22 protein-coding genes and 4 tRNA genes are annotated in these 22599 nt (G+C 52.3%); 20 read left to right on the top strand and 6 right to left on the bottom strand.

Annotation, left to right across the window (positions count from 1 at the left end):
- Window positions 1-2: 2 nt before the first annotated feature.
- Window positions 3-740: a carbonic anhydrase gene (locus ACX9GT_RS20740; RefSeq protein WP_473188501.1), complete on the bottom strand. Its 738-nt coding sequence runs from the start codon at window positions 738-740 to the stop codon at window positions 3-5.
- A gap of 271 nt (window positions 741-1011) precedes the next feature.
- Here ACX9GT_RS20740 and mltB point away from each other — a divergent pair, with 271 nt between their 5' ends.
- Window positions 1012-2091, top strand: coding sequence for a lytic murein transglycosylase B (gene mltB, locus ACX9GT_RS20735; protein WP_473188500.1), 1080 nt, complete (start codon window positions 1012-1014; stop codon window positions 2089-2091).
- Between the two features lie 52 nt (window positions 2092-2143).
- On the opposite strand, the gene ACX9GT_RS20730 is transcribed toward mltB, so the two are convergent.
- A complete protein-coding gene (locus ACX9GT_RS20730) occupies window positions 2144-3505 on the bottom strand; it encodes an MFS transporter (RefSeq protein ID WP_473188499.1) in 1362 nt (453 codons plus the stop codon).
- A gap of 220 nt (window positions 3506-3725) precedes the next feature.
- Here ACX9GT_RS20730 and pncC point away from each other — a divergent pair, with 220 nt between their 5' ends.
- The 13 genes from pncC to luxS all read left to right on the top strand — a co-directional run bounded on the left by pncC (window position 3726) and on the right by luxS (window position 13403).
- Window positions 3726-4214, top strand: coding sequence for a nicotinamide-nucleotide amidase (gene pncC, locus ACX9GT_RS20725; RefSeq protein WP_473188498.1), 489 nt, complete (start codon window positions 3726-3728; stop codon window positions 4212-4214).
- Between the two features lie 111 nt (window positions 4215-4325).
- A complete protein-coding gene (gene recA, locus ACX9GT_RS20720) occupies window positions 4326-5390 on the top strand; it encodes a recombinase RecA (protein ID WP_459401403.1) in 1065 nt (354 codons plus the stop codon).
- A gap of 98 nt (window positions 5391-5488) precedes the next feature.
- Entirely contained in the window at window positions 5489-5986 is a 498-nt protein-coding gene (recX, locus tag ACX9GT_RS20715) for a recombination regulator RecX (protein ID WP_473191654.1), read from the top strand.
- A 132-nt stretch (window positions 5987-6118) separates the two neighbouring features.
- Window positions 6119-8746 (top strand): alanine--tRNA ligase, encoded by a 2628-nt coding sequence (gene alaS / locus ACX9GT_RS20710; RefSeq protein WP_473188497.1) that lies wholly within the window; start codon window positions 6119-6121, stop codon window positions 8744-8746.
- A gap of 253 nt (window positions 8747-8999) precedes the next feature.
- Window positions 9000-9185, top strand: coding sequence for a carbon storage regulator CsrA (csrA, locus tag ACX9GT_RS20705; protein WP_004091602.1), 186 nt, complete (start codon window positions 9000-9002; stop codon window positions 9183-9185).
- A 311-nt stretch (window positions 9186-9496) separates the two neighbouring features.
- Window positions 9497-9589, top strand: a tRNA-Ser gene (locus tag ACX9GT_RS20700).
- Between the two features lie 3 nt (window positions 9590-9592).
- Window positions 9593-9669, top strand: a tRNA-Arg gene (locus ACX9GT_RS20695).
- Between the two features lie 62 nt (window positions 9670-9731).
- A tRNA-Arg gene (locus ACX9GT_RS20690) sits at window positions 9732-9808 on the top strand.
- 54 nt (window positions 9809-9862) lie between these two features.
- A tRNA-Arg gene (locus tag ACX9GT_RS20685) sits at window positions 9863-9939 on the top strand.
- Window positions 9940-10086: 147 nt separating this feature from the next.
- On the top strand, window positions 10087-10653 hold the full coding sequence (gene yqaB / locus ACX9GT_RS20680) for a fructose-1-phosphate/6-phosphogluconate phosphatase (protein ID WP_473188496.1): 567 nt from the start codon (window positions 10087-10089) through the stop codon (window positions 10651-10653).
- Window positions 10650-11078 (top strand): YqaA family protein, encoded by a 429-nt coding sequence (locus ACX9GT_RS20675; RefSeq protein WP_459401407.1) that lies wholly within the window; start codon window positions 10650-10652, stop codon window positions 11076-11078. The genes yqaB and ACX9GT_RS20675 overlap by 4 nt, the downstream gene beginning before the upstream one ends.
- Before the next feature lie 82 nt (window positions 11079-11160).
- Window positions 11161-12723 (top strand): glutamate--cysteine ligase, encoded by a 1563-nt coding sequence (gshA, locus tag ACX9GT_RS20670; RefSeq protein WP_473188495.1) that lies wholly within the window; start codon window positions 11161-11163, stop codon window positions 12721-12723.
- Between the two features lie 164 nt (window positions 12724-12887).
- Window positions 12888-13403: an S-ribosylhomocysteine lyase gene (luxS, locus tag ACX9GT_RS20665; RefSeq protein ID WP_473188494.1), complete on the top strand. Its 516-nt coding sequence runs from the start codon at window positions 12888-12890 to the stop codon at window positions 13401-13403.
- 68 nt (window positions 13404-13471) lie between these two features.
- Here the strand turns inward: luxS and ACX9GT_RS20660 are convergent, their stop codons facing one another.
- Window positions 13472-14761, bottom strand: a complete 1290-nt coding sequence (locus ACX9GT_RS20660) for an HlyC/CorC family transporter (RefSeq protein ID WP_473188493.1) — start codon at window positions 14759-14761, stop codon at window positions 13472-13474.
- Between the two features lie 64 nt (window positions 14762-14825).
- Entirely contained in the window at window positions 14826-15617 is a 792-nt protein-coding gene (locus ACX9GT_RS20655; protein WP_473191653.1) for a cytochrome C assembly family protein, read from the bottom strand.
- Between the two features lie 166 nt (window positions 15618-15783).
- Here ACX9GT_RS20655 and ffh point away from each other — a divergent pair, with 166 nt between their 5' ends.
- From ffh to rplS, 5 genes are all read left to right on the top strand, one after another.
- A complete protein-coding gene (gene ffh, locus ACX9GT_RS20650) occupies window positions 15784-17145 on the top strand; it encodes a signal recognition particle protein (RefSeq protein WP_473188492.1) in 1362 nt (453 codons plus the stop codon).
- Between the two features lie 217 nt (window positions 17146-17362).
- Window positions 17363-17611 carry a 30S ribosomal protein S16 gene (gene rpsP / locus ACX9GT_RS20645; protein WP_037404063.1) on the top strand — a complete coding sequence of 83 codons (249 nt, stop codon included), beginning with the start codon at window positions 17363-17365 and terminating at the stop codon, window positions 17609-17611.
- A gap of 18 nt (window positions 17612-17629) precedes the next feature.
- On the top strand, window positions 17630-18178 hold the full coding sequence (gene rimM, locus ACX9GT_RS20640; RefSeq protein WP_473188491.1) for a ribosome maturation factor RimM: 549 nt from the start codon (window positions 17630-17632) through the stop codon (window positions 18176-18178).
- 52 nt (window positions 18179-18230) lie between these two features.
- Window positions 18231-18974, top strand: coding sequence for a tRNA (guanosine(37)-N1)-methyltransferase TrmD (gene trmD / locus ACX9GT_RS20635; protein ID WP_473188490.1), 744 nt, complete (start codon window positions 18231-18233; stop codon window positions 18972-18974).
- A gap of 71 nt (window positions 18975-19045) precedes the next feature.
- The gene (rplS, locus tag ACX9GT_RS20630) at window positions 19046-19402 is read left to right on the top strand and encodes a 50S ribosomal protein L19 (protein ID WP_004712521.1); all 357 of its coding nucleotides are present in this window, start codon (window positions 19046-19048) and stop codon (window positions 19400-19402) included.
- 133 nt (window positions 19403-19535) lie between these two features.
- Here rplS and ACX9GT_RS20625 read toward each other — a convergent pair whose 3' ends face one another.
- Window positions 19536-19757 (bottom strand): DNA-binding transcriptional regulator, encoded by a 222-nt coding sequence (locus tag ACX9GT_RS20625; protein ID WP_473188489.1) that lies wholly within the window; start codon window positions 19755-19757, stop codon window positions 19536-19538.
- Window positions 19758-20056: 299 nt separating this feature from the next.
- On the opposite strand from ACX9GT_RS20625, the gene ACX9GT_RS20620 reads away from it, so the two are divergent.
- On the top strand, window positions 20057-21532 hold the full coding sequence (locus ACX9GT_RS20620) for an IS1182 family transposase (RefSeq protein ID WP_473188488.1): 1476 nt from the start codon (window positions 20057-20059) through the stop codon (window positions 21530-21532).
- A 93-nt stretch (window positions 21533-21625) separates the two neighbouring features.
- Here ACX9GT_RS20620 and ACX9GT_RS20615 read toward each other — a convergent pair whose 3' ends face one another.
- Window positions 21626-22390, bottom strand: a complete 765-nt coding sequence (locus ACX9GT_RS20615; protein WP_459401415.1) for a DUF481 domain-containing protein — start codon at window positions 22388-22390, stop codon at window positions 21626-21628.
- Window positions 22391-22599: the final 209 nt, after the last annotated feature.

The following is a 22599-nucleotide window of genomic DNA, read 5'->3' as shown; positions in this document are numbered from 1 at the left end:
TGTTATGAGAGGAATTCCACTTTACCGCCAGACAGATGGTACATGCTGCCGACGATTTTTATTTTCCCTTCTTCTTCCAGTTTTTTCAGGACCGGGCTGTTTTTACGGATATCTTCAATGGTCATCACAACGTTGGTTTTAGCTACCGCATCTACAAAAGCATCATTTTTGCCGGAGCGATCGCCTTCAAAGACGGTTTTGTCGATCGCCGGTTTGATCTTGTTCAGCAAGCCGGTCAGATTACCCAGTTCGGCATTATCAATAGCTCCCCGTACCGCACCGCAGGCGGTATGCCCTATAACCAGCACCACTTTGGCACCGGCAACGGCGCAGGCGAACTCCATACTGCCCAGAATATCGTCGTTCTGAATGTTGCCCGCTACGCGAGCGTTGAAGGTTTCACCAATCCCGACATCCAGCAGGATCTCCGCCGGGGCGCGTGAGTCAATGCAGCTTAAAATGACCGCAGTCGGGAATTGCCCGTGCTGGCTGGCCTGCTTCTGAGCTACATAGTCATGCTGCTGCATCTTCCCTTCGCGGAATCTCATGTTGCCTTGTTTAAAGCTTTCGATGATTTCATCCGGCGTCATTTTATCGCGTTGTTCTTTGGTCATTGCGGCAGCGAAAGCAACGGAAGGGGCAGTAAAACCGGCAACACCGGTCATAGCAAGAACGGAAAGGGCGGCAGTACGTTTTAATAGAGTTCTACGTGCGGGCTCTTTGGCAGGAAGCTTACTCATAACGTTATTCCTCTGTGTTATTCGGTAGTACAACACTGCGATTATGGATTTACACCAATACAATCGGGTAAAGACGGCAACCTAGCGTTTTAGGGTTGAACCGATATCACCTGTAGAGACGTAAGCATTATAAGTGTATATGCCCCCTCACTTTTCGTTGGAGTATTTTGCCTCTGCCGGGCAGTGAATATGTGCCATATTCCTGTTTGTTCGCGTCAGACAATGGCTTAACATAGCAGCCACTCTTTCTGCCCGGCTATATGGATATCCGATGCGCCACTTGGTCACCCTGTTACCACTGATCCCTTTGCTTGCTGCTTGTAGCAGTGAGCCAGCCCCCCAAGAGCAAGCCCCTCAGGCCGACAACATGGTTCAGAGCGGTTTTCAACTTGAGCCGGAACACGCCATTCATCCGTTGAGCGGAGATTTTGCCGATAACCCGGCAACGGCACGCTTTATCGATAAAATGGTGCAGGAGCACGGCTTTGAGCGCCAGCAACTGCATGATGTGCTGGCGCAGGCGCAACGGCTGGATTGGGTGGTGCGCCTGATGGATAAACAGGCACCGGCTGGCCGCCCCTCAACGACCCCGAATGGGGCCTGGATCCGCTATCGCAGCAAGTTTCTGACTCCCGACAATGTGCAAAACGGTGTAGCGTTCTGGAATAAGTACGACGAAGTGCTACAGCGCGCCTGGCAGGTTTATGGGGTGCCGCCGGAGATTATCGTTGGCATCATCGGGGTGGAAACCCGTTGGGGCCGGGTGATGGGCAAAACACGCATTATCGATGCCTTGGCTACGCTGTCGTTTGACTATCCACGCCGTGCAGAGTTCTTTAGCGGTGAACTGGAAACGTTTCTGCTGATGGCGCGCGCGGAAGGCGACGATCCGCTGTCACTGCGCGGATCCTACGCGGGTGCCATGGGATATGGCCAGTTTATGCCCTCATCATTTAAGGGCTATGCGGTTGATTTTAATGGTGACGGCCACGTCAACCTGTGGGATCCGGTGGATGCCATCGGCAGCGTTGCTAACTATTTCAAAGCCCATGGTTGGACCCGAGGGGCTACAGTAGCGATTCCGGCCAACGGTCAGGCACCAGGCCTGGAAACAGGCTTCAAAACCAACTATGCCATCACCACTTTGGCTGCTGCCGGTTTAACGCCGCAGGGCTCATTGGCAGGCTATCAGCAAGCCAGCCTGCTGCGCCTGGATATGGGCAACCGTTATCAATACTGGTACGGGTTACCGAATTTCTACACCATCACCCGCTACAACCACAGCGTTCACTATGCCATGGCGGTTTGGCAACTGGGTGAAGCGGTCGGCAGGGCGCGGCGCGGGCAATAATACTGGCAAGTCCACCAGAGATTGAGCTGGCAATGGTGCAATCTCTGGTGGTTTACAGCATGGTGTAGGCCTTTTTCAGCCCGGTGTCTTCTTCAGGATTGGCACCTTGCGGATGGAGTGCAATTTCCTCGAGCTGCTCGGGTGCCGCTTCCGGCGCTGGCATGGTGTCCTGAATGATTTGCTCATCAAACGACGGATTCAAGGCCGGGGAGAGTGGGGAACTGCTCAGGCTGTCCGGCATGGCGATATGGGGCACTGGCGCATCCGGTACAAACTGCGATTTATCTTCTTTCACCGTCCTGCTACAGGTGACAAGCAGCACCCCGCAAAGGGCGAAGAACGCATACAGAATATTGCCACCCAGCGGTTGGATCAGCGCCCCAACGGCCAGCGGGCCGATACTGGCCCCTACGCCAAATGACATCAGCAAGCAGGCGGCCAGCGAGACGCGGCGTTCCGGCTCAATCAGGTCATTAGCCAGCGCCACTGCCAGCGGATACAGCGTGAATTGCAGCATGCTGACGACAAAGCCCACCCCCAGCAGGATTGGGAAATCAATATGCGGTAATAGCGCCAATGGCAGAGAGGCGATAATCAGCAAGATCGCATTAATCTGCATCAGCAGAGTGCGATTGTAACGATCGGACAGCCAGCTCAGTGGTAACTGCGCCACCAGCCCGGCAAAAATGGCGATCGCCATAAACAGGCCGGTTTGTTGCGTCGTCAAGGCTTGCTGGCTGGCGTAAACCGGTGCTAATCCATAGAAGGAACCCACCACCATGCCGATCACCAAAGTGCTGGCCAGCACTTTAGGAATAGCGCCGATAAAATAGCGCAGCTCCATGGGAGCGGGTGACATATGGCGAGCATTGGTGCGGGTGGTCAGGGCGATCGGGACCAGGCAGAGGGCAAAACACAGGGCGATCAGCAGCAGCGTGGTAATCCCCAGATCGGTTTGCAGCATCAGCACGATCTGCCCCAACGACATACCAAGATACGACGCCGCCATATAAAAACCGAATACCCTGCCGCGCTGATTGGATTCAGACTGATCGTTCAGCCAGCTTTCCAACACCATGTATTGGCACATCATGCACAGGCCGATAATCAGCCGCAGCACCACCCATACCGGGATATATTCCGTCAGGCCATGGCCCAGCACCGCCGCGGTAATAATACCGGCACAAGAGACATAGGCGCGGATGTGCCCGACGCGGGCAATCAGAAAGTGCCCCACTTTGCCGCCGATCACCAGGCCGATATAGTTGGCGGCGATAATGGCCCCGATCAGTGCGCCGGTAACATTGATGGAGGTTAATCGCAGAGAGATGTAAGTGGTGAGTAACCCTGATCCCAGCAACATCAGCAACGTTGTGGTGTACAGCGGAAAGAATACGCCTAACGTTTTTCTCACTCTGCCTTCCTGTTTCTTATGGCTAATAAGCCGATGTGCGGTATCCCCATCACCAAGCAACGCAGCACGCTGGGCGTCGTCTTTGATACTAGCAGCTTGAGTTACGGCTTAAAACCGCATCAGCCTGCGAAACGCTGCGCATTTCTGTCATGGCTCCGCCAGCGATGCTTGATAAATGTTACCATCGGGCGCATATAGCTTGATTCACTAAGGAGAGGCCATGAGTGAGAGTACACTGCGCAAGCTCAGTATTTCCGTTGGGCAAAAATTACAGGCCAGCGGCCAGTGGATCACCTGTGCAGAGTCTTGTACCGGTGGTGGGATTGCCAAAGCCATTACCGATATTGCGGGCAGCTCGGCCTATTTTGATCGTGGTTTTGTCACCTACAGCAACGCGGCAAAGCATGAATTGTTAGGGGTGGCTGAAACTACCTTGATGGCGCACGGTGCGGTAAGTGAAGCGGTGGTGCGCGAAATGGCGCAGGGTGCGCTGCATGCCGCCAGGGCCGATCTAGCGCTGTCGGTAAGCGGCATTGCTGGCCCTGATGGCGGCAGTGCTGAAAAACCTGTCGGCACCGTCTGGTTTGGTTTTGCCGAACGTTCTGGCCGCGTGCTGGCGCGTAAAATGCAATTTGCTGGCGATCGTGATGCCGTGCGGTTACAGGCAACGATTTTTGCGCTGCAAACGGCGCTTGATGAATTTTTGTAAAATTAGTCTTGATACTGTATGACCATACAGTATAATTAGCGACATTTCCTGCACAACATACATTCAGTGGCAGTGTGGGGTAACACCGGCATTGCAAAACGAGGAGCAAACATGGCTATTGATGAGAACAAGCAAAAGGCGTTAGCTGCGGCACTGGGCCAGATTGAGAAGCAATTCGGCAAAGGCTCCATCATGCGTCTGGGTGAAGACCGTTCAATGGACGTAGAAACGATCTCCACTGGCTCGCTGTCACTGGATATCGCACTGGGTGCGGGCGGCTTGCCAATGGGCCGTATTGTTGAGATTTATGGTCCAGAATCCTCGGGTAAAACCACTCTGACCTTGCAGGTTATCGCCTCCGCTCAGCGCGAAGGTAAAACCTGTGCGTTTATTGATGCCGAGCATGCGCTGGATCCGATCTATGCCAAGAAACTGGGTGTTGATATCGACAACCTGCTGTGTTCGCAGCCTGATACCGGTGAGCAGGCGTTGGAGATCTGTGATGCTTTGACCCGCTCCGGCGCGGTTGACGTGATCATCGTTGACTCCGTTGCGGCTTTAACGCCGAAGGCAGAGATCGAAGGTGAAATCGGTGACTCACACATGGGCCTCGCGGCGCGTATGATGAGCCAGGCAATGCGTAAGCTGGCCGGTAACCTGAAAAACGCCAACACCCTGCTGATCTTCATCAACCAGATCCGTATGAAAATTGGGGTGATGTTCGGTAACCCAGAAACCACCACCGGGGGTAACGCACTGAAGTTCTACGCTTCTGTTCGCCTGGACATCCGCCGTATCGGTGCGATCAAAGAAGGTGATGAAGTGATCGGCAGCGAAACCCGCGTAAAAGTGGTGAAAAACAAGATTGCAGCACCGTTCAAACAGGCCGAGTTCCAAATCCTGTATGGCGAAGGCATCAACAGCCGTGGCGAATTGGTCGATCTGGGCGTGAAGCATAAGATGATCGAAAAAGCTGGCGCATGGTACAGCTACAACGGTGAGAAGATCGGTCAGGGTAAATCAAATGCCTGTAACTTCTTGAAAGAGAACCCAGCTATCGCCGCTGAGTTGGATAAAAAACTGCGTGATCTGTTGCTGCACAGCAATGGCGAACCGGTTGCCGCTGTTGCTGAAAACTTGGATGATAATGAAGCAGAAACCAGCGAAGAGTTTTAATCTTTGCCGGTAAGCAGGTGCACCCTTGGTGGTGTGCCTGTTGAGCTCTAAGGTTGTATGGTATGAATGATGGCATTTCCCCACCCTCACGTAATACATTGAATGCCTTGATAAGCCGCGCGATGCGCTTATTGTCTCAACGCGATCATAGTGAGGCTGAACTGCGCCGCAAACTTGCGGCGCCGCCGTTTGTAGCGAATACCAGATTCGGTTCGAAATCCCCAGCAAATCCCCCCGAAGAACCCGTTGACCCCGCAGTGATTGAGCAAGTAATTGCCTATTGTTATCAGCATAACTGGCTGGACGATCAACGTTTTGCCAATAGTTTTATCACCGGGCGTAGCCGTAAGGGTTATGGCGCACAGCGCATTCGCTCTGAGCTGATGCAAAAAGGCGTAGAAAAAGAGATTGTGCAGGCGGCGCTGGCAGCATGTGACATTAACTGGTGTGAACAGGCTAAGCAGGTTGCACAGCGTAAATTTGGCGATCCGCTACCGGTAGAATGGAAAGATAAAGCCAAAGTTCAACGTTATCTACTCTATCGTGGCTTCTTTCAGGAAGAAATTCAGTCAATTTACCGTGATTTTGCGCAATGAACGCATACGGGGTTTTACTTCCCACCGAAGAAAATTTATCTTATTCACACTTTTTGTTCGTGAGCTAGAGATATCGTCAGGATGTCGTGCTTCTTGCTCACGTGTCGTTATTCTAGCCTTTCCAGGAAAATTATGAGCAAGAGCACCGCTGAGATCCGTCAAGCGTTTCTCGATTTCTTTCATAGTAAAGGTCATCAGGTCGTAGCAAGCAGCTCCCTGGTGCCTAACAATGATCCGACATTGCTGTTTACCAATGCCGGGATGAACCAATTTAAAGATGTTTTCCTGGGGCTGGATAAGCGAGCCTATTCTCGTGCTACCACTTCACAGCGTTGTGTTCGCGCCGGTGGTAAACACAACGATTTGGAAAACGTGGGTTATACCGCACGTCACCATACTTTCTTTGAGATGTTGGGCAACTTCAGTTTCGGCGACTATTTCAAGCATGATGCTATCAGCTATGCGTGGGAACTGTTGACCGGTGAAAACTGGTTCAACCTGCCAAAAGAGAAGCTGTGGGTTACCGTGTATGAGACCGATGACGAAGCTTTCGACATCTGGCAGAAGCAGATCGGTGTTCCGGCTGAGCGCATTATCCGTATTGGTGACAACAAAGGTGCTGCCTTTGCTTCCGATAACTTCTGGCAGATGGGTGATACCGGTCCGTGTGGCCCGTGTACCGAGATTTTCTACGATCATGGCGATCATATCTGGGGCGGCCCTCCAGGCAGCGCGGAAGAAGACGGCGATCGCTATATCGAGATCTGGAATATCGTGTTCATGCAGTTCAACCGCCAGTCCGATGGCACCATGCTGCCGCTGCCGAAACCTTCAGTGGATACCGGTATGGGCCTGGAGCGTATTGCCGCGGTTTTGCAGCATGTGAATTCCAACTATGACATCGATCTCTTCAGTACCCTGATTGCCGCCGTTGCAGACGTGACCGGTGCCACCGACCTGAATAACAAATCACTGCGTGTTATTGCCGACCACATCCGTTCATGCGCATTCCTGATCTCTGATGGCGTTATCCCTTCGAATGAAAACCGTGGTTATGTGCTGCGCCGCATCATTCGTCGTGCTATTCGTCATGGCAACATGCTGGGTGCGAAAGACACCTTCTTCTACAAGCTGGTTGCGCCATTGATCGGCGTGATGGGTTCAGCCGCCGATGAGTTGAAACGTCAGCAAGCGCTGGTCGAGCAGGTACTGAAAACCGAAGAAGAGCAGTTCGCTCGCACGCTGGAGCGTGGTTTGGCGTTGCTGGACGATGAGTTGGCCCAATTGCAGGGCGATACCCTGGATGGTGAAACCGCATTCCGTCTGTACGACACTTATGGCTTCCCGGTGGATCTGACGGCGGATGTCTGCCGTGAGCGTGGTTTGAAGGTTGACGAAGCTGGCTTTGAGCAGGCAATGGAAGCACAGCGCCGCCGTGCGCGTGAATCCAGCGGTTTTGGTGCTGATTACAACAGCATGATCCGCGTCGAAGGGGCTAGCCAGTTCAATGGTTACGACCGCGACGAGCAACAGGCGAAAGTGGTTGCATTGTTCCGCGATGGTCAGCCGGTGGATGCGATTCAGGCTGGTGAAGAGGCTGTCGTGATCTTGGATGAAACCCCATTCTATGCAGAATCGGGTGGCCAAGTGGGCGATAAAGGTATACTGAAAACTGCCGATAGTAAGTTTGTGGTCAGTGATACACAGAAATATGGTCAGGCGATTGGTCATCAGGGCCAACTGGTGGCCGGTACGCTGAAGCTGAATGACCGCGTTGACGCAATGATTGATAGCACACGCCGCGATCGCATTCGCCTGAACCACTCGGCAACTCACCTGCTGCATGCGGCGTTGCGCCAGACTTTGGGTGAGCATGTCGCACAGAAAGGTTCGTTGGTGAATGACAAGTATCTGCGTTTCGACTTCTCGCATTTTGAAGCGATGAAACCGGAGCAAATCCGCGCAGTCGAGGATTTGGTAAACCAGCAGGTACGGCGTAACCTAGCGGTGCAAACTGATGTTATGGCGCTGGACGATGCCAAAGAAAAGGGCGCGATGGCGCTGTTTGGCGAAAAGTATGATGACAACGTACGCGTGCTGAGCATGGGAGATTTCTCTACCGAACTGTGTGGTGGTACTCACGCCAGCCGTACCGGGGATATTGGCCTGTTCCGTATTCAGAGTGAGTCGGGCACTGCTGCCGGTATCCGCCGTATTGAAGCGGTAACCGGTGAAGGAGCGATTGCTACTCTGCATCAGCAAAATGACCTGTTACAGGACGTTGCGCATTTGGTGAAAGGGGATAGCAATAACCTGACGGATAAAGTGCGTGCGGTGCTTGATCGTACCCGCGCGTTGGAAAAAGAGTTGCAACAACTGAAGGATCAGCAGGCTGCGCTGGAAAGTGCTTCTCTGTCGAGCAAAGCGAAGCTGATCAAGGGTACTAAACTGTTGGTCAGTCAGTTGGATAACGTGGAGCCGAAAATGTTGCGTACCATGGTTGATGATCTTAAAAATCAACTGGGTTCTGCAGTGATTGTTCTGGCCACGGCGGAAGAAGGAAAAGTCAGCCTGATTGTGGGTGTTACTAAAGATCTCACCGACCGGGTGAAGGCCGGTGAGTTGATTGGCAATATTGCGCAGCAGGTTGGTGGTAAGGGCGGTGGTCGCCCAGATATGGCGCAGGCTGGAGGTAGTGATGTCAGTGCTCTGCCAGCGGCATTAGAGAGTGTTGAAGCTTGGGTGGCTTCGAAGTTGTAAATATAAATAAATAGGCACGTGAAGACACCATAATACTTTGTAAATTATGGTGTTTTCATACGATGCTAAGACAATGTAGTTATAATTATGGGAACAAAGTTTCTCAGGTCGGCTAAACTTACCATAGTCTGGAGTGACACCAAGTCTGCTTACATTTATTGTGGGCTCTATGGCTTACGTTTTCACTGCATATGATGGATAATGGCCGGGAAACTGAGAAACCCGACTCTTTTAATCTTTCAAGGAGCAAAGAATGTTAATTCTGACTCGTCGAGTTGGTGAGACCCTCATGATTGGCGATGAGGTCACGGTCACAGTGCTGGGGGTTAAAGGCAACCAGGTTCGTATTGGTGTGAATGCTCCCAAAGAGGTGTCTGTACACCGCGAAGAAATCTACCAGCGTATCCAGGCCGAGAAGTCTCAACAGACGACTTACTGATTTCTGAGCAGCGTCTCGTGTTATCGCGAGACGCTCTTGCTCCCTTCGTGACTATTTCCCCCGAACTTTCCTGTATTTCTTCCAATCTTTTTTTCTTTGAGTGCAAACTTTTGCGTCATCTCATCGTATGTTTGCTTGTTGATAAAACACTCTTTTTGTCGTGAAATCACGCATGTTGCCTGTGATTTGTGCAAACGAGCATGAGTTGGGAAAAATTGTTTGACTTATAAGTCGGGGAAAGTAATATGTGCGCCACGCAGTGCCGATGAGCTTCTCTAAAGCAAGTTAGGCACAATTCGCAAGAAGCGTATGGTGAGGTGGCCGAGAGGCTGAAGGCGCTCCCCTGCTAAGGGAGTATGCGGTCAAAAGCTGCATCCGGGGTTCGAATCCCCGCCTCACCGCCATTTGCATCCATAGCTCAGCTGGATAGAGTACTCGGCTACGAACCGAGCGGTCGGAGGTTCGAATCCTCCTGGATGCACCATATTTAGCCATATGGTAAAGCAATTTGAAGTTATACCATAAGGCATCAAAAAGAATTCCTGTGCATCCATAGCTCAGCTGGATAGAGTACTCGGCTACGAACCGAGCGGTCGGAGGTTCGAATCCTCCTGGATGCACCATTCTTCAAGTGAAGTTTCACGGAACGAAACAAACTCGCTGTAACAAATCAGATTGCATCCATAGCTCAGCTGGATAGAGTACTCGGCTACGAACCGAGCGGTCGGAGGTTCGAATCCTCCTGGTTGCACCATCTAAGAAAAACCCGCTTCGGCGGGTTTTTCGCTTTTATCTTCTGCTATTCCTTGCCAGTACAGCACTTTCCGTCATGTTCAAGCAGCGACAACCTTTCGGCTTTACGCTAAAGTGGTTTTCTTTCTTCAATGAGCATGGAGTCACGATGTACGATCGCTACCAGGGTCTGATCTTCGACATGGATGGTACGATTCTGGATACCGAATCGACACATCGCAAGGCGTGGCATGACGTGTTGGCGCGCTACGGTATGAAGTTCGATGAGGCGGCGATGGTGGCACTGAATGGTTCGCCAACGTGGCGTATCGCTCAGACGATCATCATTGCCCATCAGGCCGATCTTGATCCCCACCATCTTGCGGCAGAGAAAACCCGAGCGGTAGAAGCCATGCTGCTGGATAGCGTTCGCCCATTGCCGTTGATTGAGGTGGTAAAATCTTATCATGGACGCCGCCCAATGGCGGTGGGGACCGGCAGCGAGCACCGCATGGCGGAGATGCTCTTACGCCATTTAGGGTTGCTCAACTGTTTTGATGCGATTGTGGGGGCTGACGACGTACAGCGTCATAAGCCGGAGCCGGATACCTTCCTGCGCTGCGCCGAACTGATCGGTATACCGCCAGAAAATTGCGTGGTGTTTGAAGACGCCGATTTTGGTATTGAAGCCGCCAAGCGCGCTAATATGGCCGTGGTCGACGTCCGGACATTGTGAATAGTACGCTGGCAATTCTGTCATTGTTTGGCAGCAGCTTTCTCAGTTCGACGCTGTTGCCGGGCAATTCTGAAGTCGTGTTGGTCGCTGTGCTGACCAACAGCAGTGTTTCACCGAGTATATTGGTGCTGGTTGCGACGTTGGGCAATACCCTGGGTGGATTGACCAACGTGATTATTGGGCGCCTGTTACCGGCGTTGAAACCACAACGGGGGCTGGAAACGGCGCTCGGTTGGTTAAAACGCTTCGGCCCGGCTGCGCTGTTGCTCAGTTGGGTGCCGGTAGTGGGCGATTTATTGTGCGTGTTGGCAGGCTGGCTGCGTATGCCATGGGGCTCTGTTACGCTGTTTCTGTGTGTCGGAAAAGCGTTGCGTTACATCATATTAACTATGATTACGCTACAGGGAATAGCCTGGTGGCATTAACCAAGTGAATATAACTCAATATTCTCTTGGCAGCGGATTCAGTATGCTGACAGGTTATCGTTTTTAGCAGCGGGAGGTCAATTTGATCCCGGACGTATCACAGGCGCTTTCTTGGTTGGAAGCCCACCCTCATGCATTAAAAGGGATCCGGCGTGGTATTGAGCGCGAGACTCTGCGGGTTACCGCAGATGGCACGCTCGCCACTACCGGTCATCCAGAGAAACTGGGGGCGGCATTAACGCACCATTGGATCACTACAGACTTCGCCGAGGCGCTGTTAGAGTTTATTACGCCGGTTGATGACGACATCGATCACTTGCTGACGTTCTTGCGTGACATCCACCGTCATGTAGCACGGAATCTGGATGATGAGCGCATGTGGCCGCTGAGTATGCCGTGTTTCATCGAGGCTGAGCAGGATATTGAGCTGGCACAGTTTGGTTCGTCAAACATTGGCCGCATGAAAACGCTGTATCGTGAAGGCCTGAAGAACCGCTACGGCGCGTTGATGCAGACCATTTCCGGTGTGCACTATAATTTCTCCCTGCCGCTGGAATTCTGGCAGGCATGGGCAGGGGTTGAAGACGCCGAAAGCGGTAAAGAGCAGATCTCGGCGGGATATTTCCGGCTGATCCGCAACTATTACCGTTTTGGCTGGGTGATTCCGTATCTGTTTGGTGCTTCCCCGGCAATTTGTTCCTCGTTCCTGAAAGGGCGAGAAACCGCGCTGCCGTTTGAGCGCAATGCGCAAGGCATGTGCTATTTGCCGTATGCCACTTCGCTGCGTTTGAGCGATCTCGGTTATACCAACAAATCGCAGAGTAACCTGGGGATTACCTTCAACGATCTGCAAAGCTACGTTAAGGGGCTGAAGCGAGCGATCGCGACGCCTTCTGAAGAGTACGCCAAGCTGGGAGTGAAAGAGGGCGATCGCTATCTGCAACTTAACAGCAACGTATTGCAGATAGAGAACGAGCTTTACGCCCCGATCCGGCCAAAGCGCGTCACCCATAGCGGTGAAACGCCTTCAGACGCGCTGCTACGCGGCGGTATCGAATATATTGAAGTCCGTTCGCTGGACATCAACCCGTTCTCGCCGATTGGTGTGGATGCCGTACAGGCCCGTTTCCTGGACCTGTTCCTGGTGTGGTGCGTATTGGCCGATGCGCCGGAGATGAGCAGTGACGAACTGCTGTGTACCCGTAAAAACTGGAACCGCGTGATTCTGGAAGGGCGCAAACCGGGGCAAACTATTGGTATCGGTTGTGATGATACCCGCGAGCCGCTGGCAACGGTAGGTAAGGCGTTGTTTGACGATCTGCGGCGTGTCGCTGAAGTGCTGGATAGCGAGGCGGGTAATCAGCAGTATCAGCAGGTTTGTGACGAGCTGCTTGCCGCATTCGACGATCCTGAACTGACATTCTCTGCCCGTATCCTGAAGGCGATGAAAGCCGGGGGAATCGGCCGTGTTGGTCTTGATCTGGCGGAGCAATACCGCAAGATGCTGATGGAAGAACCGTTGGAACTGTTGACCGAAGATCAACTGGCTCAGGAACAGCAGGCATCATGGCAGCGTCAGCATGAGCTGGAAGCCAGTGATACATTGAGCTTTGATGAATTCCTGAAGGCAAACGGCGGAAGCTGAAAAAGAAAAGGCCACATCAATGTGGCCAAATATACATCTCTGATAACAGGGATGATGATAACAAATGCGCGTCTTTCATATACTCAGACTCGCTGGGTTGGAAAAGGTTTCCTCGAGTAGGAAAAAAGTTTCGAAATAAATGCTATTTATGAGGAGGTGACAACATGCCACTGTTGGATAGTTTTACCGTAGACCATACCCGCATGGCAGCTCCGGCTGTCCGCGTTGCTAAAACCATGAAAACTCCTCATGGCGATACCATCACCGTATTCGATCTGCGCTTCTGTCGCCCGAATCTGGAAGTGATGCCGGAACGTGGGATTCATACGCTGGAGCACCTGTTTGCCGGTTTTATGCGCGACCATCTGAATGGTAATGGCGTGGAGATTATCGACATCTCGCCAATGGGTTGCCGTACTGGCTTCTACATGAGCCTGATTGGTGTGCCAGAAGAGCAGCGCGTTGCCGATGCTTGGCAAGCGGCAATGTCTGACGTGCTGAAGGTTACTGACCAGCGTAAAATTCCTGAGCTTAATGAATTCCAATGTGGCACCTACCACATGCATTCATTGGAAGAAGCGCAGGAAATTGCCAAGCATATTCTCGATCATGGCGTGGTCGTGAACCATAACGACGAATTGGCGCTGCCGAAAGAGAAACTGCAAGAACTGCATATTTAGCTCCGTCAGTATTCAGAAACTAAAAAAGACGCGAAATTGCGTCTTTTTATTTTTATATCAAAGAGTAATCAATGATTCTGCACGCTGGCCTGCAACGATTTTATCGGCGTGACGCGTACCTGTTTGATCATGTTTTCCTGCACGTCGAGGATATCAATATCATAATGGCCAATGCGCACCCGTTTGCCGATGTTCGGGATCTCTTCCAGCTCTTCCAGCAGCATACCGTTGATGGTACGAGCATCCGTGGCGGGCAAGTTCCAGTTGAAGGCCTTATTCAACTCACGCACGTTGGCCGTGCCGTCGATCAATACTGAACCATCGCTTTGTGGATTCACTTCTTCTGCCAGGGTCGGAGACATTGAGGTGGTGAAGTCGCCAACGATCTCTTCAAGAATATCCTCCACCGTGACCAAGCCCTGAATATCGCCGTATTCATCGACCACAATGCCGACTTTCTCTTTGTTACGCTGGAATTTCACCAGTTGCACATTGAGCGGCGTGCCTTCCGGCACGAAGTAAATTTCATCGGCGGCGCGCAGCAGGTTTTCTTTGTTGAACTCTTTTTTCTCGGTCATCAGGCGGTAGGCTTCACGCACTCGCAACATGCCGATGGAATCGTCCAGCGAATCGCGGTACAGCACGATGCGGCCATGCGGGGAGTGGGTTAATTGGCGCATGATCGACTTCCAGTCATCATTGACATCAATGCCGACGATCTCGTTGCGCGGCACCATAATGTCGTCCACCGTCACTTTTTCCAAGTCCAGCACCGAAATCAGCATGTCCTGATTGCGGCGTGAAATCTGTGACTGGGATTCGTTCACGATGGTTCGCAACTCATCTTTGCTCAAGGCACCGCTGATGCGCACGTTGGTACGAATGCCAAAAATACGCAGCAGCAGAGTGGTGATGCCGTTCAACAGCCACACCAACGGAAACATGATTTTCTGTAGCGGCGTCAGCAGGAAACTGCTGGGAAAGGCGATGCGCTCCGGGTAAAGCGCGGCAAAGGTTTTTGGCAACACTTCAGCAAACAGCAGAATGATAAAGGTGAGTATCCCGGTAGCGATCGCGACGCCAATATCGCCATACAGGCGCATACCGACGATAGTCGCCAAGGCTGAAGCCAGTATGTTGACCAGGTTATTACCGATTAACACCAGGCCAATCAGGCGGTCGGGTTTTTGCAGCAGTTTCTCCACCCGACGCGCGCCCCGATTGCCCTGCTTGGACAAATGGCGCAGGCGATAGCGATTGAGCGTCATCATGCCGGTTTCGGAAGCTGAAAAATAAGCGGAGACCACAATCATAATCACCAGGATGAGGATGAGGGCCCCTGTCGAAACATGCTCCAACGCGGTATTCCTTATGCATAGGGAAAGAAGGCCTCACCGGAATGAGGAGGCACTAGAGAGTATTCTAGCGCACCATCACTTCCTGGATCAGGCGGCTGCCGAAATAGGCCAGCGTAAGAAGAAAGGCACCCGCAAAGCTGAACCAGACCACGCGGCGGCCACGCCAACCTTCGTGATAATGACCCCACAGCAGGACGATGTAGACAAACCAGGCCATGATGGACAGCACGGCTTTATGCACGTTCTCTTTGCTGAACAGATTATCCATGTAAAGCAGGCCGGTACACAGCGTCAGTGTTAGCAGCACCACACCGATCTGGGTGATGTGGAACATCTTGCGCTCAATACTCATCAGTGGTGGCATATCGGCGCTGAAACTGAGCTTTTTGTTCTTCAACAGATAATCCAGCCAGGCCAATTGCAGGGCGTAAAGTGCCGCAATCATCAGCGTGGCGTAAGAGAACAGCGCCAGGCCAATATGCACCATCAGTTCTGGGCTGGCTTCCAGATGGGTAATAAACTCACCCGGCACAAAGCTGGCTAAGGCCAGATTGATAATCGCAAAGCTGTAAATAATCGGCAGCAGGAACCAGCCGCGATCGCGTGAGGCCACAAAGGTCATCACCGAACAGATAATCAGGCTGACAACCGAACCAATGTTCAACAGGCTGAGATTTTGCCCGGTGTTGACATCAAAAATGCGTTGCTGAAGTGCGACGGCATGGCAGATCAGTGCCACTACGGCCGAAACGATAGCCAGCCGACGGTAAGCGCTATTCTTCCGCAACAAACTGGGAATAATCAGTCCAAGGCTGAGCAGGTAGGCCATCAAAGCCACAATGGAGAAAACTGGCATAGCGTTATTTAGCATCGGCATGGTTAATTGGAATGCCAGTATAGCGTTGAGCGCGCTTCACTCCAACCGATCTCCAACGCTAAGGCAGAGATCGTGTTTGCTTCGTGTTATAATCGCCGCAATTGTGTCGCCACTGCGGCCTGACTCTTACGTTGAGCATGAGACGATGTTTGAAAATTTAACCGATCGATTGTCGCGCACCCTGCGCAATATCAGCGGCCGTGGGCGGCTGACCGAAGATAATATTAAAGACACCCTGCGCGAAGTGCGTATGGCACTGCTGGAAGCGGACGTTGCGTTGCCGGTGGTGCGTGACTTCATCAGCCGCGTCAAAGAGAGCGCGGTTGGCCATGAAGTGAACAAGAGCCTGACGCCGGGCCAAGAGTTCGTCAAGATCGTCAAGAACGAACTGATTGCCGCGATGGGCGAAGTGAACACTGAGCTGAACCTGGCGGCGCAGCCACCGGCCGTGGTGCTGATGGCGGGCCTGCAAGGTGCGGGTAAAACCACCAGCGTGGCGAAGCTCGGCAAGTTCCTGAAAGAAAAACAGAAGAAAAAAGTGCTGGTGGTTTCCGCCGACGTTTATCGCCCTGCGGCGATCCGGCAGTTGGAAACGCTGGCAGAAGGCGTGGGGATCGATTTCTTCCCGTCTGATGTGCAAGAAAAACCGATCGATATCGTTAACCGTGCGTTGCAACACGCCAAGCTGAAGTTTTACGACGTTCTGATCGTCGATACCGCTGGTCGTTTACACGTTGACGAAGCGATGATGGACGAAATCAAACAGGTGCACGCGGCGATCAAGCCGGTGGAAACCCTGTTTGTGGTCGATGCCATGACCGGTCAGGATGCTGCCAACACCGCCAAAGCGTTCAATGAAGCGCTGCCGCTGACTGGGGTCGTGTTGACCAAAGTCGATGGCGACGCGCGCGGCGGTGCGGCGTTGTCTATTCGCCACATTACCGGCAAGCCGATCAAATTCCTCGGCGTGGGTGAAAAAACCGACGCGCTGGAGCCGTTCCACCCCGACCGCGTGGCTTCACGTATTCTCGGCATGGGCGATGTGCTGTCGCTGATCGAGGATATTGAAAGCAAAGTTGACCGTGCGCAGGCCGAAAAACTGGCTAACAAGCTGAAGAAGGGCGACGGTTTTGATCTGACCGACTTCCTGGAGCAGTTGAAGCAGATGCGCAACATGGGCGGTATGGCCAGCATGCTGAGCAAACTTCCGGGTGCCGGGCAACTGCCGGACAACGTGAAATCGCAGATGGACGATAAAGTTCTGGTGCGCATGGAGGCGATCATTAACTCCATGACGCTGAAAGAGCGCGCCAAGCCTGAAATTATCAAGGGCTCGCGCAAACGCCGTATCGCGATGGGTTCTGGCATGCAGGTGCAGGACGTTAACCGCTTGCTGAAACAGTTCGACGACATGCAGCGCATGATGAAAAAGATGAAGAAAGGCGGTATGGCGAAGATGATGCGCGGCATGAAAGGTATGATGCCGCCGGGCTTCCCAGGCCGCTAAAGCCGTTTGCATTTGTGGATGTGAACGCGTTCAACGATTTGCCGTTCGCGGTAAAAACCGCCTGAAAGTCTCATGGTTGCAAAAACGAATTCTTGGCAATCGACGCTTTAGATTGCTTTTTGCGCCAAAATGAGTAAAATTTTCGGGCTTTTTATATTGCAACCGGGCCCCGTTCCCTCAATGGGGCCCGGCTGTTTTATTAACTAAAGAGGATGTTATGGTAACAATTCGTTTGGCACGTGGCGGCGCTAAAAAGCGTCCGTTCTATCAAGTAGTAGTGACCGACAGCCGCAATGCTCGTGATGGTCGTTTCATCGAGCGCGTAGGCTTTTTCAACCCGATCGCATCTGGTCAGGCTGAAGCATTGCGTCTGGATCTGGATCGCATTGAGCACTGGCAGGGTCTGGGTGCAACGGTTTCTGATCGCGTTTCTGCGCTGATCAAAGAAGCCAAGAAAGCAGCTTAATCTGTCGCGGTGGTGGCAATGAGCAAGCAACTCAAACCGGTAGCACCGATCGCGCCGATTGTACTCGGTAAAATGGGGTCTACTTACGGCATTCGTGGTTGGCTCAGAGTGTTTTCATCCACCGAAAATGCCGAAAGCATATTTGACTATCAGCCCTGGTTTATCCAGTTGGTAGGTAAGTGGCAGCTTGTCGAGTTGGAAGACTGGAAGCGCCATAGTCAGGATCTGATCATCAAAGTTAAAGGCATTGACGATCGGGATGCGGCGAATTTACTGACCAATTGCGAGATTGTGGTAGATTCCGAGCAGTTGCCTCCGCTGGAAGGCGATGATTATTACTGGAAAGACCTGATGGGCTGCCAGGTAATCACCACTTCCGGATACGAACTGGGTAAAGTCGTCGATATGATGGAAACCGGTTCAAACGACGTGATGGTCGTGCGGGCAAACCTGAAAGATGCATTTGGCATGAAGGAGCGGTTGGTCCCGTTTCTTCATGGGCAGGTTATCAAGAAAGTCGATCTCGCTGCCAAGATTATTGAGGCGGAGTGGGATCCTGGTTTTTGACCTCCGGATTCAGCGGTCGAAGCAAGTGGAATAACAAGATGGGGATTGGCTGGTGTTCATTGGTATTGTAAGCCTGTTTCCTGAGATGTTCCGCGCAATCACCGATTACGGGGTGACTGGCCGGGCAGTAAAAAATGGCCTGCTGAGCGTGCAGTGTTGGAGTCCGCGTGACTTCACCTACGACCGGCATCGTACCGTGGACGAGCGCCCTTACGGTGGCGGACCGGGAATGTTGATGATGGTGCAACCTTTGCGGGAAGCCATTCATGCAGCAAAAGCAGCGGCAGGCGAGGGAGCAAAGGTGATTTATCTGTCACCTCAGGGGCGCAAGCTGGATCAAACCGGTGTGCGCGAACTGGCGGCTAATCAGAAGATGATTCTGGTGTGTGGTCGCTACGAAGGGGTTGATGAGCGCGTGATCAAAACCGAAATTGACGAAGAATGGTCAATCGGCGATTACGTCCTCAGCGGTGGGGAACTGCCGGCAATGACCCTGATTGATTCAGTCGCCCGTTTTATACCGGGTGTGCTGGGCCATCAGGCTTCAGCAGAAGAGGACTCTTTTGTTGATGGATTGCTGGACTGCCCACATTATACCCGCCCCGAGGTGTTGGAAGGGATGGAGGTTCCGCCGGTTTTACTGTCGGGCAACCATGCCGAGATACGTCGCTGGCGCTTAAAGCAGTCGCTGGGCCGTACCTGGCTTAGAAGACCTGAACTTCTAGAAAGCCTAGCTCTGACTGACGAGCAAGCGGTGTTGCTGGCTGAGTTCCAACGGGAACATCAGGCCAAGTAACAGGACTATGAAGGGAACGTCTGATACAGACGGGACCGATATATCAGTTTACCTAGGGTAAGAGACATATTATGAGCAACATTATTAAGCAAATTGAACAAGAGCAGATGAAGCAAGACGTACCTGCATTCCGTCCGGGTGATTCCGTGGAAGTTAAGGTATGGGTCGTTGAAGGTAGCAAAAAACGTCTGCAGGCATTCGAGGGCGTGGTTATCGCTATCCGTAACCGCGGTCTGCACTCTGCATTCACTGTTCGTAAGATTTCCAACGGCGAAGGTGTTGAGCGTGTATTCCAGACTCACTCCCCAGTAATCGACAGCATTACTGTTAAGCGTCGTGGTGCCGTTCGTCAAGCCAAACTGTACTACCTGCGTGAGCGTACTGGTAAGTCTGCTCGTATCAAAGAGCGTCTGAACCGCGTTAACTAAGGTTACATCCGAAAGTTAATAGCTATCAGGGGCTTACCGTTATGGTAAGCCCCTTTTTTATGCAAAAAAACGGGTTACTGCCAAATCGTGTTTGCCAATGGAAACGCACGTGGTCAGTCGCAGAGAAAACCTATTACAGTGCGGCTGCGGCGCGCTGCTTGCCTTTTTCCGGATGCGGTTGCGCCGGAATGATATCACCAGGTTTTACAATGACACGGGCTACCGATTCATGGGTGGCAAACGTGCAACTGCAATTAATGTTCTGGCATTGGTGATAACGTTCTTTAGTCGACTCAGTCAAGTAACGGCTGGAGCGAGTGTGTGCCACGCTACCACACAGTGGACAATGCATCATAGAAACCCCCTCTTGGTAAAAATGATAAAACGCTATTGAGTTAAACCACACTCAAGAAAAAATACCGATGTCCCCTAACGATCTATTCTTGCTGGTCATGGTTACTGTATATGTATACAGTATTAAGCTGATTGCTAAAGTCGTCAAGTGGGATATGATTTTTTTAGCAGAATGTGTAATGCAGAGTAGTAAGTATAAAAAAAGCCCATCAATGATGGGCTCAGATTGATGACAAAGTCCTGGCCGTGAGGCCAGGACTTTGATCTAATAAGGTCAGTGCAAAAAATGGACTGACTGCCATGCTCAAAACACCCTCTCCCCAGCAATATCAGTTTGAAACCATCACCCTGGATGAGTTGGTCCCTGAAGACCATCTGGTTCGCCAAATCGATGCCGCCATCGATTTTGAATTTATCCGCGATGCCGTTGCTCATCTCTATTGTCCTGATAACGGCAGACCCGCTATTGACCCCGTTCGCCTGATTAAAATGATGCTGCTGGGTTATCTCTTCGGTATCCCCAGCGAGCGCCGTCTGGTCAAGGAAATACAGGTCAATGTCGCTTATCGCTGGTTCCTGCGTATGGCCCTCACCGAAAAAGTCCCTGACGCCTCGACCCTGAGCCAGAACCGCCTCCGCCGCTTCAACCACAGCGACGTCTTCCAGCAGATTTTTGACCACATCGTGGAACAGGCTCTCAGCCGCGGCATGGCCAACGGGCGTGTTCTTTACACTGACAGCACGCACTTGAAAGCCGACGCCAACCCTCGCAGAGCGGTGAATGAAGAACGTCCGGTGGGCATCAGTGAATATCTGGAGCAGCTTGATGCTGCTGTAGAGGCCGACAGGAAGAAGCACGAAAAAAAGCCGCTGCCCGCCGTAAAAAAGACACCCGAAAACGCCGTCGCCGTTAAGAACACCAAAGTCAGCACCACCGACCCGGAAAGCGGCTTTATGCACCGGGACAACAAACCGAAGGGCTTCTTCTATCTGGACCACCGCACGGTGGACGGGAAGCACGGCATCATCCTGGATACGCATGTGACACCGGGTAATGTCCATGACAGCCAGCCCTTTATCGGGCGACTTGAGCGGCAGGTAGAGCGCTTCGGTCTGGAGCCGGTGGCGGTGGGCGTGGACGCGGGTTACTTCACCGCCGCGGTGTGCCATCTGACACAGGAAATGGGTATCGCGCTGGTTCCCGGCTATCGGCGGCCGCACAAAGGTCAGAATGACTTCCAGAAAAAGCACTTCAGGTACGATGAGAAGCGTGATGTGTATGTGTGCCCGGCAGACACGTTGCTGGTCTACAGCACGACAGACCGTAACGGTTATCGGCATTACCGTTCACCCCCGGCAGTGTGCCAGCGGTGTGAGCAGAGGCAGCAATGTACGCAGAACAGCAAGGCACAGAAAACGATAACGCGGCATGTGTGGGAAGAGGCGAAAGAGGAAGCCAACAGGTTACGGCTGACGAAATGGGGCAAGAAAATCTACGCGCGGCGCAAAGAGACAGTGGAGAGAAGCTTCGCGGATGCGAAACAGCACCATGGCCATCGATATGCGCGGTTCCGTGGCCTGTCAAAAGTGCAGATGCAGTGCCTGCTGGCGGCCACAGCGCAGAATATGAAAAAGATGGCGCTGCTGGCGCTTCTTTATTGTCTTTACCGGTGGTGGAAAGCGTCTTGGGAAGGCCAGAAAGGTGCCTTGGGCGAACAGAAGTTGCCAATGACGGGGTTATGGAAAAATATCGCGATCGCGACCTGCGGTCGCTAAAAAAGAAGAACCCCACCTGAAGAAGTGGGGTTAGTCAGCAGTCTGAGCCCATCAATGATGGGCTTAGAAGAGAGAGGCTGGAAGGCGAGAGAATTACAGACCGTAAACCAGCGTGACGGAAGTGGTGGTATCCGTGTTCTTTGGGGCTGATGCTGGCGGCTTACTGTTGTAAGTCACGGTGTAAGCCAAGCGCAGAGAAAAATCGTTGTTGATTGATACGTTCAGCGCGGTTTCTGAGTTGATGGTGGTTTCATCGTTAGCCAGCGCGGATAAACCTTCTGAGAAACGGGCATTGTCCGTCAACCGGTAAGAATAGTTAGCTGCACCGTAGGCCAGAGCACGAGTAGAGCGACCACCACCGCGATATTCATCGTGGCGAACCCCGGGGCCGAATTCTACACGCAGGTCATGAAGTGGGCCGTTGAAGATCTGGCGACCATAGCCCCCGGTCACGGTAGTACGCGAATTATAACCGTTGAAGCGATCGTTCAACCAACCGGCCTGACCAAACATATAGTTACGGCTGGTCAGATTCTGACGGGTACGGCCACTTGCCTGATATCTTTCTGAGGATCGCACATTGGAAGACGTACTATTGTTCGCCGCCCCCCACAGGCTATAAGCGGCATCGCTGTTAAACCAGGTCATGGTGGTGTTGGCTAACAGCGTGGAGTTCTGCGAGTTGCCAGACTGGGCGTTATAACCCGCCTGAATATTGCCATCAAACGGCTTCTTGGCGGTGGACGGATCGTCCATCGCGGTGAAGAGGGTGTTGTCGGCAAGGGCTGGGATACTGGTGAAAGCGGTCAAGCAGCTGAAATACAGCGGAATGGCGCGACGAGCGCGTAAAGAGAGCATTTTGGATCCAGTTGTTAAGAGTGATAATAAGTGATAGCTGTCACATTATATCGGTTCGTCACTGCGACAAAAATAGCCTCGATTAGCTTAAGTTTTTAATTTTCATTCGCTACTTATTCATTTTTCTTCTACTGCATTTTCTGGCATTAGTAGCATAAAGTGCTTGTTAACCTTAATGTTGAACAGGGTATTGAGACGGGCTTGGTTGT

This window comes from Serratia sp. YWN4, assembly GCF_055790845.1.
This window is presented reverse-complemented; position numbering and strand designations above follow the sequence as displayed.

Excerpts from the sequence above, each read along its gene's own strand:
- ACX9GT_RS20740 (WP_473188501.1), bottom strand. The coding sequence starts at position 740 with ATGAGTAAGCTTCCTGCCAAAGAGCCCGCACGTAGAACTCTATTAAAA.
- mltB (WP_473188500.1), top strand. The coding sequence starts at position 1,012 with ATGCGCCACTTGGTCACCCTGTTACCACTGATCCCTTTGCTTGCTGCT.
- pncC (WP_473188498.1), top strand. The coding sequence starts at position 3,726 with ATGAGTGAGAGTACACTGCGCAAGCTCAGTATTTCCGTTGGGCAAAAA.
- recA (WP_459401403.1), top strand. The coding sequence starts at position 4,326 with ATGGCTATTGATGAGAACAAGCAAAAGGCGTTAGCTGCGGCACTGGGC.
- alaS (WP_473188497.1), top strand. The coding sequence starts at position 6,119 with ATGAGCAAGAGCACCGCTGAGATCCGTCAAGCGTTTCTCGATTTCTTT.
- csrA (WP_004091602.1), top strand. The coding sequence starts at position 9,000 with ATGTTAATTCTGACTCGTCGAGTTGGTGAGACCCTCATGATTGGCGAT.
- yqaB (WP_473188496.1), top strand. The coding sequence starts at position 10,087 with ATGTACGATCGCTACCAGGGTCTGATCTTCGACATGGATGGTACGATT.
- luxS (WP_473188494.1), top strand. The coding sequence starts at position 12,888 with ATGCCACTGTTGGATAGTTTTACCGTAGACCATACCCGCATGGCAGCT.
- ACX9GT_RS20655 (WP_473191653.1), bottom strand. The coding sequence starts at position 15,617 with ATGCCAGTTTTCTCCATTGTGGCTTTGATGGCCTACCTGCTCAGCCTT.
- ffh (WP_473188492.1), top strand. The coding sequence starts at position 15,784 with ATGTTTGAAAATTTAACCGATCGATTGTCGCGCACCCTGCGCAATATC.
- rpsP (WP_037404063.1), top strand. The coding sequence starts at position 17,363 with ATGGTAACAATTCGTTTGGCACGTGGCGGCGCTAAAAAGCGTCCGTTC.
- rimM (WP_473188491.1), top strand. The coding sequence starts at position 17,630 with ATGAGCAAGCAACTCAAACCGGTAGCACCGATCGCGCCGATTGTACTC.
- rplS (WP_004712521.1), top strand. The coding sequence starts at position 19,046 with ATGAGCAACATTATTAAGCAAATTGAACAAGAGCAGATGAAGCAAGAC.
- ACX9GT_RS20625 (WP_473188489.1), bottom strand. The coding sequence starts at position 19,757 with ATGATGCATTGTCCACTGTGTGGTAGCGTGGCACACACTCGCTCCAGC.
- ACX9GT_RS20620 (WP_473188488.1), top strand. The coding sequence starts at position 20,057 with ATGCTCAAAACACCCTCTCCCCAGCAATATCAGTTTGAAACCATCACC.
- ACX9GT_RS20615 (WP_459401415.1), bottom strand. The coding sequence starts at position 22,390 with ATGCTCTCTTTACGCGCTCGTCGCGCCATTCCGCTGTATTTCAGCTGC.